The organism is Providencia sp. R33, from assembly GCF_019343475.1.
GTDB lineage: Bacteria > Pseudomonadota > Gammaproteobacteria > Enterobacterales > Enterobacteriaceae > Providencia.
Genome location: NZ_CP072453.1, coordinates 884619 through 900459, shown reverse-complemented (window position 1 = coordinate 900459; position 15841 = coordinate 884619). Strand labels below are relative to the sequence as shown.

The following is a 15841-nucleotide window of genomic DNA, read 5'->3' as shown; positions in this document are numbered from 1 at the left end:
GTTATTCTCCTCACGCTGCACTTTGTGATGCTAAAATTTCGAGCACTTCTTGAATACTTTGGGTATTACACAGTTTCTCTATCACCCCATCGTCATCTAGTGCAGAGGTAATTTGTGTAATCACTGCAATATGCTCATTATTTTGTGCTGCTATACCAATAACAAGACGAGCGATTTCATCAGGTTCATCTCCGAATTGAACACCGTCTGGATATTGGCAAATAACAATGCCCGTTTTTAAAACACGGTCTTTCGCTTCAATAGTTCCATGGGGAACAGCTATTGATTCGCCAAGGTAAGTTGAGGTTAATTTTTCTCTCGCTAACATTGCATTAATATAGTCAGGCTCAACATATCCGCCCTCGACAAGTTTTTGCCCCGCAAATTGAATTGCTTCAACTTTATTCTTCGCCGATAAGTTTAAATGGATATGTTTAGCACTCAGTGTAAACAATGCCTCATCTTTATCTTCAAGATTAAAAGATTCATCATTTGCGGCAACGATTTTTTGCTTAATTAAATGACCATCGTTTGCAGCTTTAGGATGTTTTTTTGCGATCAGATTCGTCACTAAATCATTATATGTTTGGCCATCTAAGAAATTTGCTAAAGAAATATGCATTGCATTAGGTGCAAATGTTTTAGCTCTTTCAGTGAGGTCTTTATGTGTGATAACAATATCGACATCCGCGGGAAGGTCATTGATAGCCATATTCCTGACATTAATATCAACCAACCCGGCATCACGAACTTTTTTCACTAACACACCGGCCCCCATTGCACTTGAGCCCATACCAGCATCGCAAGCAACAATAATATTGCGCACATTTGCAAGATTAACCGTTGAATTGTTATTCGTTGCTTCTTTGTTTGATGATTTAGATTGCGTTTTCATATCACGCATTTTTTTCGTCGCATTATCTAATTCATCATCATCACCCACGCGAGTTCTTTTCAATAAAATGGCAGAGACTAAGAAAGAAACCAAGGTTGCGCTTGTGACTGATAAAATAACGCCAACTAAAGATGACTTTGGTGTCATCAGCAAAACTGCAAAAATAGAACCAGGGGATGCAGGTGAAACTAAACCAGCATGAAATAGGTTCATCACAAACACACCTGTCATGCCACCAAGAATAACTGCAAGAATTAAACGCGGATTCATTAAAACATATGGAAAATAAATTTCGTGGATCCCACCAAAAAAGTGAATTATTGCCGCACCAGATGCTGACTGTTTAGCGTTCCCTTTTCCAAAAAACATATATGCCAGCAACACACCTAAACCTGGGCCTGGATTCGCTTCAATTAAGAAGAAAATAGAAGCGCCGGTTTCAGTGGCTTGCTGAATACCTAGTGGGGAGAAAATACCGTGGTTAATGGCATTATTCAGAAAGAGTATTTTTGCAGGCTCAACAAAAATTGAAGTAAGGGGCAGTAGATTATTTTCCACCATCACATTTACGCCAGCCGCCAACACTTTTGATAAGCCAGCAACGAGTGGACCAATAGCAAGGTAAGCGAGTATCGCCAAAAGCATACCAATAATGCCAGATGAAAAGTTATTCACGAGCATTTCAAAGCCTGTTTTAACTTTACCATCAATCCAGCGGTCAAAACGTTTAATCACAAAGCCACCTAATGGCCCTGCTATCATTGCGCCCATAAACATTGGCATGTCAGCACCAACAATCACCCCCATCGTTGTGATTGCCCCAACAATGCCCCCCCGCTCACCGCCAACAAGACGTCCGCCCGTATAACCAATAAGTAGTGGTAATAAGTAGGTGATCATTGGGCCAACAAGCTGTGCCAATGTTTCGTTTGGCCACCAGCCCGTAGGTATAAAGAGCGCGGTAATTAAGCCCCACGCAATGAAAGCACCGATATTAGGCATAACCATATTACTGAGGAAACGCCCAAAATTCTGTACCTTTAATTTGATATTTGATGTTACCATGATAGAACCCCGTGGTACGAGAACGATAAGGTTGTAACGTTATCGCCAAATAACGTTAGTGAATTTTTCGACACTTTCACTCTAACATGACCTTTGTCAGATGCGTACCACGCGGGCTTTATGTGATGAACATCACCCAAACACCCTATCCACCCCCTCATAAATATTGATCAGCTTCACAAATGTGCAGTGTAGCTTTACTACAAAGACGATTTTTTAAGCAAAACAAACAAAAAACATGACTTGAGTCACACTATAATTCTTGGCTTAATTTTCAAAATAGAGATATTGATCACGAATTATTTTCATATTCACGATTTTTTAGCTCTCTTAAAAGCTCAATCAGCCTTTTTACTATTGTTAGATTTAGTTTTGTAATTAATTTTCACTCACGGCTTATTTCAAAAAAGCGCAAATGAAATGGATATTGAGCTGTATATGTGAACTTAGAATTCATCTCATTTCGCATTTTTTGTCTTTTTGCGATGATTACGAATAGGGCTTACTGCAACTTATTATTATTAAACGAATATTTAACCTTGATTCAAAAGATTTTCACCGATAAATTATCCTTAAATTTATTGATTAAAATGTGAATACAATGACTTTAACCATTATTGTTTTTCTTTTGGTTTACGTTGCCATGGGCTTTGGTAAGTTACCCGGTTTTAAAGTAGACAGAACGGGAGCTGCTGTTATTGGCGCCTTAGCCATGATGGCTATCGGTAGTATTACCCCACCGCACGCTTGGAATGCCATTGATTATCGGACAATTGGCATGTTATTCGGTTTAATGGTGGTATCTGCATCGTTTGTTGTATCTGGCTTTTATAGCTGGACAGCGAACCGTGTTGCGATGTTAAAGGTTTCTCCTCCGGCACTTTTAGCGGTATTAATCGGTGTTGGCGGGATCCTTTCTGCTCTATTAACTAATGATGTCGTGGTTGTTGCCATGACACCACTGTTAGTTTCAATTAGTTTATCCCGTGGTTTAAACCCTATCCCATTTTTATTAGGCTTTTGTTTCGCAGCAAATAACGGTGCAGCTGGCTCATTAATTGGTAGCCCGCAGAATATGATTGCAGCTCAAGGACTCGACATCTCATTTGTGGGTTTATTAGAAGCCTCTGCAATCCCTGCTTTAATTTCGTTACCCATTACATGGCTAGTCCTAGTTTGGTTGTACCGCAACCGTTGGTACATTGCTAAGGACGAAATGCAAACTAAAGCACCAACAACTCAAGAAACATTAAATGTGTGGGAAACAACCAAGGCTGGGATTATTACATTTGCCGTTATTATCGCATTTATCATTAGCGATATTCCTAGAGAATTAATTGCCCTTACTGCCGCAGGGTTCTTATTAATGAATCGTTCAATTGCATCAAGCGATATGCTTAAATTAGTCGATGGGAATTTATTACTCTTAATTATGGGGTTGTTTGTCGTTAATGCCGCCTTTGCGTCAACAGGAATTCCCCAGCAGCTCCTCAATGATTTACGCGCTCATGGTGTCGATTTAAATAACCCACTGGCATTGTTTTTAGTCACTGGTGTGCTCAGCACAATCGTAGGGAATAACCCCTCAGTCATGCTACTCGTGCCATTTTTAACACCTGATGGAAATGCAGATTCCCTTGGTGCTGCATTAGTACTTGGCTCTGGTTTTTCAAGTAATTTATTAGTTTTTGGTAGCCTTGCAGGTATTATCGTCGTTGAACAAGCTGCGGCTTATGGTGTGAAAATATCGTTTAGTGAGTTTGCAAAATCGGGAGGCATTGTTGCTGCGTTATGCATGATGTTAGCGGCAATATGGGTAGTATTAGTCTTGTAGGAATAATTGCAGCTTATTACCAGCCATACTCGGTGGATGGCTGGTAATAAAATTTCAATCTTTAAGGCAGAATGGCAAATGAGCGCACAGGAAATCCACTCGCATTATTAGGTTTAGCCACAATATTAAAAATAACAGCTCCGCGAGTCGGTACTTTATCCAAGTTTGCCAGTAACTCCACTTGGTAAGTATCTTGTTCTAAAACGTAATACTCACCCAGTAAGGCATTATTTTTGCGAAAATCTTTCGCAGCATCAGTATCAAACGTTTCATGTCCAATCGCTTTAATACCACGCTCTTCAAATAAGAATTTTAATGCATCCATTCCCCAGCCAGGTATTTGGTTATTACCTTCTGCATCTTTATTGTCCATCAACTCTTGTGATGGCCAACGTTTGCTCCAATCTGTTCTTAACGCAACAAAACTGTCAGCTTCAATTTTGCCGTGCTTCCCTTCAAAAGCCAGTACATCATTAAGAGAAAATGCAAAGTTTGGATCTTGTTTCGCTCTTTCGGACTGATCAATAACGATTAAAGGCAAAACAAGCTCTTTTAGCTCTAACTCATGTAAAAAACGTTTGCCTTCAACAAAATGGCATGGTGCATCAATATGCGTACCATACTGCCCTGGGAAGGTAAATTGCTGAGCAAAGAAACCTTCAGGGTAACCAAATAAGGTTTTAAATTCCGCAGCATCAAACATAAAAAAATGTGGCGAGTCACCATCAAAACTATGTGTTAAATCAACCCATTTCTTATTCTTTATAACATTAAATGCTTCAATCAGTTCGTGGTTCATATTTTTCCCCTGTCAGGTTGATTTTGTTCTATCTTTTTATGAAGTTGTATTTTTTGTTGTATTACTTAACTATTTAATAGCAGCAAAAACATTATGTTGTCTAGGAATTTAATAAGAATAAATTTCATATTAATTTATAAGAAAGCCACTTATTAATTCAATAATAAGTGGCTAGGTAAGAACAAAAATATAAAAAATTAGACTAGGATTTTATTTAGGGTATTTATTCCAGCTTTCTGGCTCAATAAAACCATCATAAATGCGCTGGGAGCGAATATAATCTGCATATTCTTTGGACTCAAAGGCATCTTTTAAGTCTTTAGCCCATTGAGAATCAAGGTCTTTTTGCATAACAGTGACAATAACACGATGTTCTAACGGTGAGTTTTCAACAACCAACCCATCGGCAATACGTTGGCCTGCACTTGCGACATAATTCCCATTTACTACAACAAAATCAACATCATCAAGTAATCTTAACCCTTGAGCTGCGTCCGTTTCACGCACATCTAAATGATATTTACCTGATGAAATATCATTAACGCTAAAACTCAATGTACTAACATTTGGTTTAATTTTAATCCAACCTAATTGTTCTAGAATTCGAGCCCCTCGTTCTGCATTAACGGGGTCGTTAGATAAAGCGACAATCATGCCATCTTTAACATCATCAATTGATTTGTGTTTATTTGAACGTAAACTTTGCGGCGCACTTGGTGAATCAGTTAATGCGACCATATTAATATTATTCTTTTTATTATAAGCATCCATATATGCACGACTTTGATTCACCGATGCATCAATAGAGCCTTCTTCAAATGCAGGGTTAATTTGCCTATTTTGTGAAAATTGGCGCAATGTTACCTTATAGCCTTTTTTCTCTAAAATAGGAACAATGCCTTTATCAACTTGGTCGATATAATTCCCAACCCCAAAACCTATCGTTATCTGTTTTTTATTTGGATTATCTTTTTCATTGTTATCACCACATGCTGAAAGCGTAATAACAGCTGCCGCGATTAAAGATAGTTTTATTAATTTTTGTTTTAACATATGTAACAACCCTGTGAAAATATTTTAGTCAGTATAATCATATTAATTTGATTGTTCTTAGATCAGATAGTTATAACTTAGTCTAATAGTAATATAAAAACAAATTTTAATTCCTTTTGGTTATATTGATATAACAAATAGATCGTTCGATAAATGATGTGATTGATATGTAATGAAGGAGATAAAAAACGTTTAAAAAAAGTGAGTTACTCTATGACTATTTTCAATAATGATTTAATTAACACCCTTACACATTTGCCACCAGATTCCGATTTAGCGCTAATCCGCCAAGACCGTTCAGACGCAACCTTAAATACTCAAGCTGCATACAGGGAAATATTCTCTGTGCCATCAGCAGGTTTCCCAGTTGATGTTCGTTATGATTTTGCACATCAGGTTGCAAAATTGACTGGTAGCCAAGCATTAGCAAATTTTTATTCACAACAGTCGTCATCACAAAAAACTGAAAATCTTTCACCTGCTTTACAAGCTGCTGCAGAATATCTGCAAATATTAACCCTATCCCCTAAAGAGACTCATTTTGCACTCATCGAAAAGTTAATTACACACGGCTGGAAGAATAGCGACATAATCCTGCTTGCTCAGCTTATTACTTTTGTCACCTACCAAGCCCGCTTAGTCGAAGGAATTAATCTCTTAATTACATCAGAGAGTAAATCATTCGACGTTGCAAAAATAGTCGCAGGCAAATGGAATCATCAGCCTTTAACTCGCCAAGGCAATCCATCCCCTACTGCCTTTACACAAGATAGTTTAGGTTGGGAAGCTTGGATAGCCGCTAGAGAAGTTGGAACGCTAAGCGATGAAGAAGCTCAAGTGATGAAAAAGTTTGGCCAATTAAATTCTGAATACTTCCTTTTGCTTGCTCACCAAAGCAAAATTTTAGAAATTCGAACCTTAATCGACCGTGGAGTTTTTTACACCGCAGGTGGTCTGCCACGATGGGAACGTGAATTTGCAGCTGCAGTTGTCAGCAAAGTGAATGGTTGCATTTATTGTGCATCCGTTCATGCACGCAAAGCCAGCCAGTATGCTAAAGAGCGTCGAGGTGATGTTGATAAGCTCTTAGCTACACCGACGGGAGAAGTTCTTGCCGATGGTTTTGATGATAGATTGTTAGCAATAACTGACCTCGTGGCGTCTTTATCAGCAACGCCAATTCAGGCTGCTGGATCTCAAGTCGCAACACTGCGCCAGTTAGGGCTATCCGAACTCGAATTACTTGATCTAATTCAGTCTACTGCGTTTTTCTCATGGGCAAATCGCTTGATGCTTTCCCTCGGTGAACCGTTTGAAATTACGGAGAATAAGGAATAACCTCATGGATAGGATCACAGGTTTAGCGGCTTTAGAAGCGCAAATTGCACAAGATTTGCAATATCTTAATATCCCAATCGCATCATGGACGTTATCTGATAATGATATCAATGAGCAACGTATTGACGTTGCCATTATTGGTGCGGGTATGTCAGGTGTCACCGCTGCATTTGCACTCAAGTTACGCGGTATTAATGCCATTATTTTTGATAAGTCTATTGCTGGAAATGAGGGGCCTTGGCAAAAACCTGCCCTTATGGAAACACTGCGTTCACCTAAACAGGTTGTAGGTCCTGCCTTAGCTTCCCCTTCATTAACATTTCAAGCTTGGTTTAAAGCACAGTTTGGCAATGAAAAATGGGAAGAGTTAGACAAAATTCCTCGCCTTCAATGGGGAGAATACTTGCAGTGGTATAAAGCTATTACCGAACCGAAAGTATTTAATCAATATGAACTTATTGACCTACATTTAACCGATCATGGCAGCAAGTTAGTCTTTAATACCCCTGAAGGCACAAAAGTTTACATTGCGCAGCATGTTATTTTAGCCACGGGTATGGAGTCATTTAGTGAACCGAGTATCCCCAGTTTTATGGATAATATTCCACAATATTATTGGGAGCATTCATATGCGGGTACAGATTACAGCCGTTTCAAAGGGTTAGATATTGGCGTTGTAGGCTATAGCGCAGGTGCAATGGACAGTTCAGCCACCGCCTTAGAAAATGGCGCTAAGCGTGTTGAGATTTTAATTCGTGCCGCTGATATGCCGCGTGTAAACCGAGGGAAAGTCGCAGGAAGTGCCGGTTTTTCGAATGCTTACGCCTATTTCACCGATGCACAGAAATGGCATTATGCCGAGTATGTGGCTAAAGCAAAAACTCCAGCGCCCCATGGCAGCACTCTACGCGTTTCTCGTCATTCAAATGCTTTTTTTAACTTTAATACTCAGATTGAGCATATTGAATTAAAAGATAAAAAACTCCATATTTCGACGACAACCGAAAAATTCACCTTAGATTATTTGATCCTTGCAACTGGGTATCGAATCAATTGGTTCAAACATCCTGCATTTAACCAAATTACCCCATTAATAAAAACGTGGGCTGATGTTTATACCCCACCAATCAATGAGCTGAATAATGAACTCGGCGCTCACCCCTATTTAGGAACACATTTTGAATTACAAGGCAAAAATAGTGCTGACAATGAACAGCTAAAACAATTTTATTGTTTTAATTTGAGTGCCTCCCTCAGTATGGGGCCTGTGATTGGCTTGATCCCGGGCACTAATACAGGCGCAGAGCGTTTGGCTGACCATATTGCAGCACAATTATACCTTGCTCATAGAGAAGAACATCTCGAATTAGTGAAAACAAGCCAAGAATTTGAATTATTAGGTGATGAATGGCAGCCAGCCCCTTTACCTTCAAAACGTATGCAACTAACTGATAATGTAGAGTAAAATATGATTACATTTCAAAATGTCCAAAAAGTATATGAAAAAGATGGGCAATCTTTAGTTGCATTGCAAGATATTAACTTGCATATCAATAAAGGTGATATCTTTGGATTTATTGGTTATAGCGGAGCAGGAAAAAGCTCACTTATTCGCTTAGTCAATCAATTAGAAAAGCCATCTAATGGTGCTGTTATTATTGATGGGCAAAATATTGCTCACCATAACCCTGCTGAAATTCGTGCTCACAAAAGAAGTATTGGCATGATTTTTCAACATTTTAATTTACTTGAAACCAAAACTGTCGCCCAAAACATAGCCATGCCTTTAGTCTTGTTAGGGCTAGATAAAAGTGAAATAAATCGCCGTGTTGATAGCATTCTTGAATATGTTGAACTGAGCGATAAAAAGCACCAATATCCAGGCCAATTATCTGGTGGGCAAAAACAACGCGTGGGTATTGCCCGTGCGCTTATCAATAATCCACAAATTCTATTGTGTGATGAAGCAACATCCGCTCTAGATCCCCAAACAACGCGGTCTATCTTGCTGTTATTAAAAAAGATTAGTCGAGAACAGAATATTACTATCCTGCTTGTGACACATGAAATGGAGGTCATAGAGCAGGTCTGTAATCGTGTTGCAGTGATGGAAGCAGGTAAAATTGTGGAAGAAGGTACGGTATTAGAGATTTTTGCGGATCCTAAACAACCAACGACCCAGAAATTTGTTGGTACTGTTCTAAATGAAGAAATACCTGAGCGTGTTCTTCACAATTTAGAGCATCAACAAGATATTTATCGCCTTGAATTTCTGGGGGCATCAGCCCAAGAGCCCGTTGTTAATGAGCTAATTTTAAAAGAAATAGTCAAAATTAATATTCTCTTTGCCAATATGAAAGAAATCAGTGGCGTTGTACTCGGCAGTATGTTTGTGCAAATTGTGGGTGGTAAAACGCAGATTGAAGAAGCGATACAGTTTCTACGCTTACGTGGCGTAGCAGTGAGCCAGGGGGCAATATGACAGAATTATTCGAAACAGCCTTAACAAGTAAACAATTTTTACTTGCTATGTCTGAAACATTCACCATGGTGAGTGTTGCCTTAGTACTCGGCTCCTTATTTGGGATTTTACTGGGTATATTACTCGTAATAACGAGGCCTGAAGGAATTTGGGAAAATAAATGCATATACCGAATTGTAAACCCAATAATTAACATCATTCGCTCTTTGCCCTTTATTATCTTACTCGTGGCAATGATCCCACTAACCCGTTTTATGGTAGGAACGTCTATCGGAACAACTGCAGCAATAGTGCCATTAGTGATTTTTATTGCGCCCTACACTGCCCGATTAGTTGAAAACTCGCTTTTAAGCGTTCACTCAGGAATTATCGAAGCAGCCGATTCAATGGGTGCCACAAATTGGCAAATTGTTTGGCATTTCATTTTACCAGAAGCAAAGTCTTCTCTTATTTTAAGTTTGACAGCAGCAAGCATTACTTTGGTCGGTGCGACGGCAATGGCAGGTGCTGTAGGCGGAGGTGGCGTTGGCGATCTTGCCTTGAACTATGGCTACCAACGATTTGATAATGTGGCAATGGCCATTACAGTGGTGACTCTAATCATTATTGTCCAAGGAATGCAATTTGTTGGTGATTACCTTGCCAGAAAAGCACGTTTTCATTAATGATAATAAAGCTGATAGCCTAAGCTATCAGCTTTACTTTACCGATTCGAGTGCTTAGATTTAGTTTGCTTGATTACCTAAAGATGAATATATCCAAAACTTAACGGGTTCCCCACTAATTAGTCTTTGTTTAAATTAATATTAATTCTAGATATATTTATATAATAAAAAAATAAAAGCCCATAACAGGCTTTTATTTTAACAAGTCACACAGAATAAGAGAAAAATAATATATTTATCCTTTATAATGAAAGATATAATTTAAGTTCTTAATTGAAACAATTAGAAGTTTAAATCAATTTAAGTTTCATTATGGGACAAATCATTATTTATATTATTATACTACAGAGTAAATCGAATCATCGAATCCTTTAGTATCTCTTCTTTCATCTGGTTGGGTATCATCTTGTAGCACTTCACTAAAAAACTCACCCATATTAACGCCTAAGACTTTTAATACACGAACTAAACAATCAATATCAATGCGGTTCACACCACGCTCATAGCGAAATAATTGTTGCTCACTAATATCTATCTCTTTAGCTAACTGAAACACAGTATAGCCTTGAGCTTTTCTTAGCGTTTTAATTTTTTGTCCAACTGCACAAGCGACAGGATATTTTGTATTCATAAACATTCTCGCTTCAATTTATATTAATGAAATAAAAATTAGCAGATAAGTAACTGCAATTTTTTTATTTTTATCTTTTATATAATAAGTAGAGCTTTGATAATATTGCTGACAAGCCAGCACATATCGATGGGAATGATATACTAGCAATCTAATTAGTTTCAACTAGTCTTAAAATGACGTTACAGTTATGTAACAGAATATTACAACGCATTTTAACCATAACGAATTGAACAATATTCTATATATATCATATTGTTATGCTCAGTAAAACCACCCCAACATTACCCATATTACTTGTATTTAAATGAGTGAAACAGAATATTACACTAAAAAAATAGCAGATAACCGATTCATAACCTAAAAATAAAGGAAATAAACAGAATAATTTAACACTGTAACAATATTAATGATTTTGAGAGTACATCGCCGTTTAACGATTGAAAAAACAACTAGATATCATCTATATCTGTAAATAACAGTAAAAATAATAAATTTTACTTCTAAAAATTTATAGTAACATCAGATATCAATAACTTATAAAAATAAAAGCTTTGTTACAATTAAAGAAAACGCTAAATTTTTAAAGTAACACGGTAAATTTTTACCAACTAACAGTGTTCAACATAACAAAACCATAACGTTAAGAAAGTTTATTATTCATTTTACTTGATGAACATCACAAAATTATGACAAATAAATACAATTAGATTATCTCGTTTTAATTTTGATGTTTTTATCTTCGAAAGAAGATGATTGATATTTTACATTGAAAATTTATAAATTATTAGTTTTAAACCCCAATGAATACCCCCCTCTATAATGCCCTTATTAATTATATGTCATTATGAATCATTTTCTATTCCACTGAGGGATATTTAACCTACGGTATTAAATTAACATCACCATTGGATGATCTTTTAACGATAGATAAAACTTAAATTAAATACATAAGCGTTAAGATGGTCTTTTCACTTAACGTAGTAATAACACAATTTAAGCTACGTAATGTTCAGATCAACTCAATATGTATTTACAGGAGGCCTATGGACTTATTTGATGGCCATTAAGCCTAATTAGCAAATCAAAAAAATTAAATAACCAGCTTACCTGAGCACAACTTGGCGACTGAGTTTTTACTTGATTAGGGGTAACTTGCGAGCATTTCGATTTGATGGTGGGTCATGCAGGATTTAAATCCTTTGGATTTAGCCTTCGGCCTGAATCTGCAACCAGCTTGCCTGAGCACAACTTGCCGACTGAGTTTTTACTTGATTAGGGGTAACTTGCGAGTATTTCGATTTGATGGTGGGTCGTGCAGGATTTAAATCCTTCGGATTTAGCTTTCGGCCTGAACCTGCAACCAGCTTGCCTGAGCACAACTTGCCGACTGAGTTTTTACTTGATTAGGGGTAACTTGCGAGTATTTCGATTTGATGGTGGGTCGTGCAGGATTCGAACCTGCGACCAATTGATTAAAAGTCAACTGCTCTACCGACTGAGCTAACGACCCATCGTATGGAAATTTGTTTTTTTACTGCTTGAGATGGTGGGTCGTGCAGGATTCGAACCTGCGACCAATTGATTAAAAGTCAACTGCTCTACCGACTGAGCTAACGACCCATCTATATTTGTGTTTTAATGCGAGTAACGAATGAAGTGGTGGGCGATAGCGGGCTCGAACCACTGACCCCCTCCTTGTAAGGGAGGTGCTCTACCAACTGAGCTAATCGCCCACTTCATGACTTGTACCACATTATAAATGATTGGTGGGCGATAGCGGGCTCGAACCACTGACCCCCTCCTTGTAAGGGAGGTGCTCTACCAACTGAGCTAATCGCCCAATCATTTATTTTTCATCGTCAACGGTGGTGGGCGATAGCGGGCTCGAACCACTGACCCCCTCCTTGTAAGGGAGGTGCTCTACCAACTGAGCTAATCGCCCCGTCGTCGATGGAGGTGCATTATAGGGATACGGAGTTCAGAGTCAACGCTTTTTCGATAGATTTTTTTCGTTCGTTGCAAAATTAATCAAGATGTTTCAATATTCGCCAGAAAAGCTGCCTTTTTAATCAATTACCTATATAATTTAGCGTTTTTATTCTTTCATAAACTGAAAATATATTTGCACATCTGCATCAATTTCATTTTTTCGCCTCATTTTTCCATTTTCTTTTCTTGTATCTTCATAACTTGATTGAGGAATCACCACAGGATGATAGAATAGAGGCACATTTTAGCAATGCTGACAGACTTCACGTGTTTAAAGCTTCATACAACATCACGACTAATCGTTCCATGTTGCATACATTAGCCTTCTATTTAGTCAACCGTGAACTCCTAAGCGCTTCAAAAACAATGTTTTGCAATTAAGGCAATCTCGATGAGTAAAATCAAAACCCGTTTTGCACCAAGCCCAACTGGCTATTTACACGTTGGTGGTGCACGTACCGCTCTGTATTCCTGGTTATTTAGTCGCCACAATCAGGGCGAATTTGTCCTGCGTATTGAAGACACCGACTTAGAACGCTCAACTCAGGAAGCTATCGATGCCATTATGGACGGTATGAACTGGTTGAATTTAAATTGGGATGAAGGTCCTTATTATCAAACTAAGCGTTTTGACCGTTATAACGCGGTGATTGATCAAATGTTAGAAGCGGGCACCGCTTATCGTTGTTTCTGCTCAAAAGAACGCTTAGAAGCACTGCGTGAAGAGCAAATGGCGAATAATGAAAAGCCTCGCTATGACGGTTGCTGCCGCGACCATGCGCATAACCACACTGCTGATGAGCCGCATGTTGTTCGTTTCCGGAACCCACAAGACGGTTCTGTGATTTTTGACGATAAAATCCGTGGCCCAATTGAATTTAGTAACCAAGAGTTAGACGATTTAATTATTCGTCGTACTGATGGCTCACCAACGTATAACTTCTGTGTTGTTATTGATGACTGGGACATGGAAATTACGCACGTTATTCGTGGTGAAGATCATATCAACAACACGCCTCGCCAAATCAATATCCTAAAAGCATTAGGCGCACCAGTACCTGTATATGCTCACGTTTCTATGATTTTAGGCGATGACGGTAAAAAACTGTCTAAACGCCATGGTGCGGTTAGCGTCATGCAATACCGTGACGATGGTTACCTTCCACAAGCGCTACTGAACTATTTAGTGCGTCTGGGTTGGTCTCACGGTGACCAAGAAATTTTTACCATTGACGAAATGAAGGAGTTTTTCAGCCTTGATGCTATTAGCAAATCAGCAAGTGCATTTAATACTGAAAAGCTGCAATGGTTAAACCACCATTACATCAATACATTACCTGCTGAAGAAGTGGCAGTGTACCTTGCATGGCATATTGAGCAGCAAAATATTGATACCAGCAATGGCCCACAATTAGTTGAGCTAATCAAATTACTGGGTGAACGTTGTAAGACGCTGAAAGAAATGGCTGAATCTTGCCATTACTTCTACCAAGACTTTGAAGAATTCGATGCTGATGCAGCGAAAAAACACCTACGCCCTGTTGCTCGCCAGCCATTAGAAGTGGTTAAAGATAAATTAGCCGCAATCACCGATTGGACTGCAGAAAATGTCCACCAAGCAATTGAAGCCACTGCAACTGAATTAGAAGTGGGTATGGGTAAAGTGGGTATGCCTTTACGTGTTGCTGTCACAGGCGCGGGCCAATCTCCGGGCCTCGATGTAACTGTCCACGCTATTGGCCAAGCGCGTTCTATTGCCCGCATTGATAAAGCCTTAGCGTTTATTGCTGAACGCGAAGCGTCTGCACAATAATTTATACCGTCCCTGCCCTCATTTCTTGAGGGCAGTTTTTCCGTCCTTATGTTTATTCTTTCGTTGATTGCAAAATGCTCTATATTTCAGCAATTAAACGGAAAAACCGATTATTTTATTGACACTCCTATCTAGCTTGAATATGATGCCTCCCGTCCAAAAGATTTTGTTTGGGGCTATAGCTCAGCTGGGAGAGCGCTTGCATGGCATGCAAGAGGTCAGCGGTTCGATCCCGCTTAGCTCCACCATCTAATTCCCTGTTAGATGGCATATCAAAACAACAAAGTCTATCGATTGGGGCTATAGCTCAGCTGGGAGAGCGCTTGCATGGCATGCAAGAGGTCAGCGGTTCGATCCCGCTTAGCTCCACCATATTTCCCCGCCCTTTATTAATTTCCTTCTGCTTCCGTTTTTATCCAATTTATAAATTTAATGATTTCTGGCCTTTCAATTGTTTCAGGTAACATCACCAGATAATAAGCAAATTTAGCGGGCCATGGCTTATCAAGCACTTGTACCAAACGTTTCTCTGCAATTTCTTGCATGGCATACTCTTTAGGTACCAACGCCAATCCTTGCCCTGCTATTGCAGCGCGGATCAACAAATAATCATCATCAAATGCACTTCCGCGTTTTGCCTTTTCATTGTATTCCACCCCATGAGCCGCCAGCCAAAGTGACCAATCCATACGGTCGTTATCTTGCAATAATGGGTAATTAAGGCAATCTTGAGGGGTTTCTATCACGCTGTTAAGGGGAAAATTTGGACTCATTACTGGCAATAAAACAGGGCTGATTAGCTGCTCACTGACTAAATTCGGGTAATTCCCTAACCCATGGCGAATAGCAATATCCACTCGCTGTTGGTGCAAATTAACCAATGTTGAAGAGGCTTCAATATGCACTTCGATTTCAGGGTGTAACTGGGTAAATTTACCCAAACGAGGCACTAACCAAGAGGCCGCAAATGACGGAACTGTGCTGATGGTAATCGTTTGTTCTTGCAGTATGTTTTCAAGCACATGCATAGCGCCCTCGATTTGTTCAAAAGCCTGCAGCAATGCAGGGTAAACTCGCTGCCCCGCATGTGTTAATTCCATACTGTGATGACTACGCACGAACAGTGGCACCCCCACCCGCTCTTCTAATAAGCGAATTTGCTGGCTAACTGCACCTGAGGTCACACCAAGAAAGTTTGCAGCCTGCTTGATACTTTTATGTTTTGCCACTTCTGTGAAAGCGCGTAAGGCAAGTAAGGGGAGTACTGGGTTCAT

General features: G+C 39.1%; 11 protein-coding genes and 7 tRNA genes. 8 read left to right on the top strand and 10 right to left on the bottom strand.

What is annotated here, in order from left to right; genetic code table 11:
* Positions 1 to 10 precede the first annotated feature (10 nt).
* Positions 11 to 1960 carry a PTS mannitol transporter subunit IICBA gene (locus J6836_RS04180; RefSeq protein ID WP_219247102.1) on the bottom strand — a complete coding sequence of 650 codons (1950 nt, stop codon included), beginning with the start codon at positions 1958 to 1960 and terminating at the stop codon, positions 11 to 13.
* Between the two features lie 601 nt (positions 1961 to 2561).
* Between J6836_RS04180 and J6836_RS04175 the strand changes: the two genes are divergently transcribed.
* The gene (locus J6836_RS04175) at positions 2562 to 3794 is read left to right on the top strand and encodes an SLC13 family permease (RefSeq protein ID WP_219247100.1); all 1233 of its coding nucleotides are present in this window, start codon (positions 2562 to 2564) and stop codon (positions 3792 to 3794) included.
* Between the two features lie 61 nt (positions 3795 to 3855).
* Here the strand turns inward: J6836_RS04175 and J6836_RS04170 are convergent, their stop codons facing one another.
* Together J6836_RS04170 and J6836_RS04165 are read right to left on the bottom strand one after the other, a co-directional pair.
* Complete coding sequence (locus tag J6836_RS04170; RefSeq protein WP_219247098.1) at positions 3856 to 4593, bottom strand: cyclase family protein; 738 nt, start codon at positions 4591 to 4593, stop codon at positions 3856 to 3858.
* Between the two features lie 210 nt (positions 4594 to 4803).
* Positions 4804 to 5646: a MetQ/NlpA family ABC transporter substrate-binding protein gene (locus tag J6836_RS04165; protein WP_219247096.1), complete on the bottom strand. Its 843-nt coding sequence runs from the start codon at positions 5644 to 5646 to the stop codon at positions 4804 to 4806.
* Between the two features lie 213 nt (positions 5647 to 5859).
* Here J6836_RS04165 and J6836_RS04160 point away from each other — a divergent pair, with 213 nt between their 5' ends.
* Genes J6836_RS04160 through J6836_RS04145 form a run of 4 tightly spaced genes read left to right on the top strand, consistent with a single transcriptional unit; the run spans position 5860 to position 10131 of the window.
* The gene (locus J6836_RS04160) at positions 5860 to 6984 is read left to right on the top strand and encodes a CMD domain-containing protein (protein ID WP_219247095.1); all 1125 of its coding nucleotides are present in this window, start codon (positions 5860 to 5862) and stop codon (positions 6982 to 6984) included.
* A gap of 4 nt (positions 6985 to 6988) precedes the next feature.
* On the top strand, positions 6989 to 8449 hold the full coding sequence (locus J6836_RS04155; RefSeq protein ID WP_219247093.1) for a flavin-containing monooxygenase: 1461 nt from the start codon (positions 6989 to 6991) through the stop codon (positions 8447 to 8449).
* Between the two features lie 3 nt (positions 8450 to 8452).
* Positions 8453 to 9466, top strand: a complete 1014-nt coding sequence (locus tag J6836_RS04150; protein WP_219247090.1) for a methionine ABC transporter ATP-binding protein — start codon at positions 8453 to 8455, stop codon at positions 9464 to 9466.
* Positions 9463 to 10131 carry a methionine ABC transporter permease gene (locus tag J6836_RS04145; RefSeq protein WP_219247088.1) on the top strand — a complete coding sequence of 223 codons (669 nt, stop codon included), beginning with the start codon at positions 9463 to 9465 and terminating at the stop codon, positions 10129 to 10131. Before J6836_RS04150 ends, J6836_RS04145 begins: the two co-directional genes overlap by 4 nt.
* A 337-nt stretch (positions 10132 to 10468) precedes the next feature.
* Here J6836_RS04145 and J6836_RS04140 read toward each other — a convergent pair whose 3' ends face one another.
* From J6836_RS04140 to J6836_RS04115, 6 genes are all read right to left on the bottom strand, one after another.
* Positions 10469 to 10762, bottom strand: coding sequence for a helix-turn-helix domain-containing protein (locus tag J6836_RS04140; RefSeq protein WP_219247086.1), 294 nt, complete (start codon positions 10760 to 10762; stop codon positions 10469 to 10471).
* 1437 nt (positions 10763 to 12199) lie between these two features.
* A tRNA-Lys gene (locus tag J6836_RS04135) sits at positions 12200 to 12275 on the bottom strand.
* A 34-nt stretch (positions 12276 to 12309) separates the two neighbouring features.
* Positions 12310 to 12385: transfer RNA gene (locus J6836_RS04130), tRNA-Lys, on the bottom strand.
* Between the two features lie 37 nt (positions 12386 to 12422).
* A tRNA-Val gene (locus tag J6836_RS04125) sits at positions 12423 to 12498 on the bottom strand.
* 31 nt (positions 12499 to 12529) lie between these two features.
* A tRNA-Val gene (locus J6836_RS04120) sits at positions 12530 to 12605 on the bottom strand.
* A gap of 26 nt (positions 12606 to 12631) precedes the next feature.
* A tRNA-Val gene (locus J6836_RS04115) sits at positions 12632 to 12707 on the bottom strand.
* A 438-nt stretch (positions 12708 to 13145) separates the two neighbouring features.
* On the opposite strand from J6836_RS04115, the gene gltX reads away from it, so the two are divergent.
* The 3 genes from gltX to J6836_RS04100 all read left to right on the top strand — a co-directional run bounded on the left by gltX (position 13146) and on the right by J6836_RS04100 (position 14939).
* Positions 13146 to 14567, top strand: coding sequence for a glutamate--tRNA ligase (gltX, locus tag J6836_RS04110; RefSeq protein WP_219247084.1), 1422 nt, complete (start codon positions 13146 to 13148; stop codon positions 14565 to 14567).
* A 172-nt stretch (positions 14568 to 14739) separates the two neighbouring features.
* Positions 14740 to 14815: transfer RNA gene (locus J6836_RS04105), tRNA-Ala, on the top strand.
* Positions 14816 to 14863: 48 nt separating this feature from the next.
* Positions 14864 to 14939: transfer RNA gene (locus J6836_RS04100), tRNA-Ala, on the top strand.
* Between the two features lie 17 nt (positions 14940 to 14956).
* Here the strand turns inward: J6836_RS04100 and J6836_RS04095 are convergent.
* Positions 14957 to 15841 carry a LysR substrate-binding domain-containing protein gene (locus J6836_RS04095; protein ID WP_219247082.1) on the bottom strand — a complete coding sequence of 295 codons (885 nt, stop codon included), beginning with the start codon at positions 15839 to 15841 and terminating at the stop codon, positions 14957 to 14959.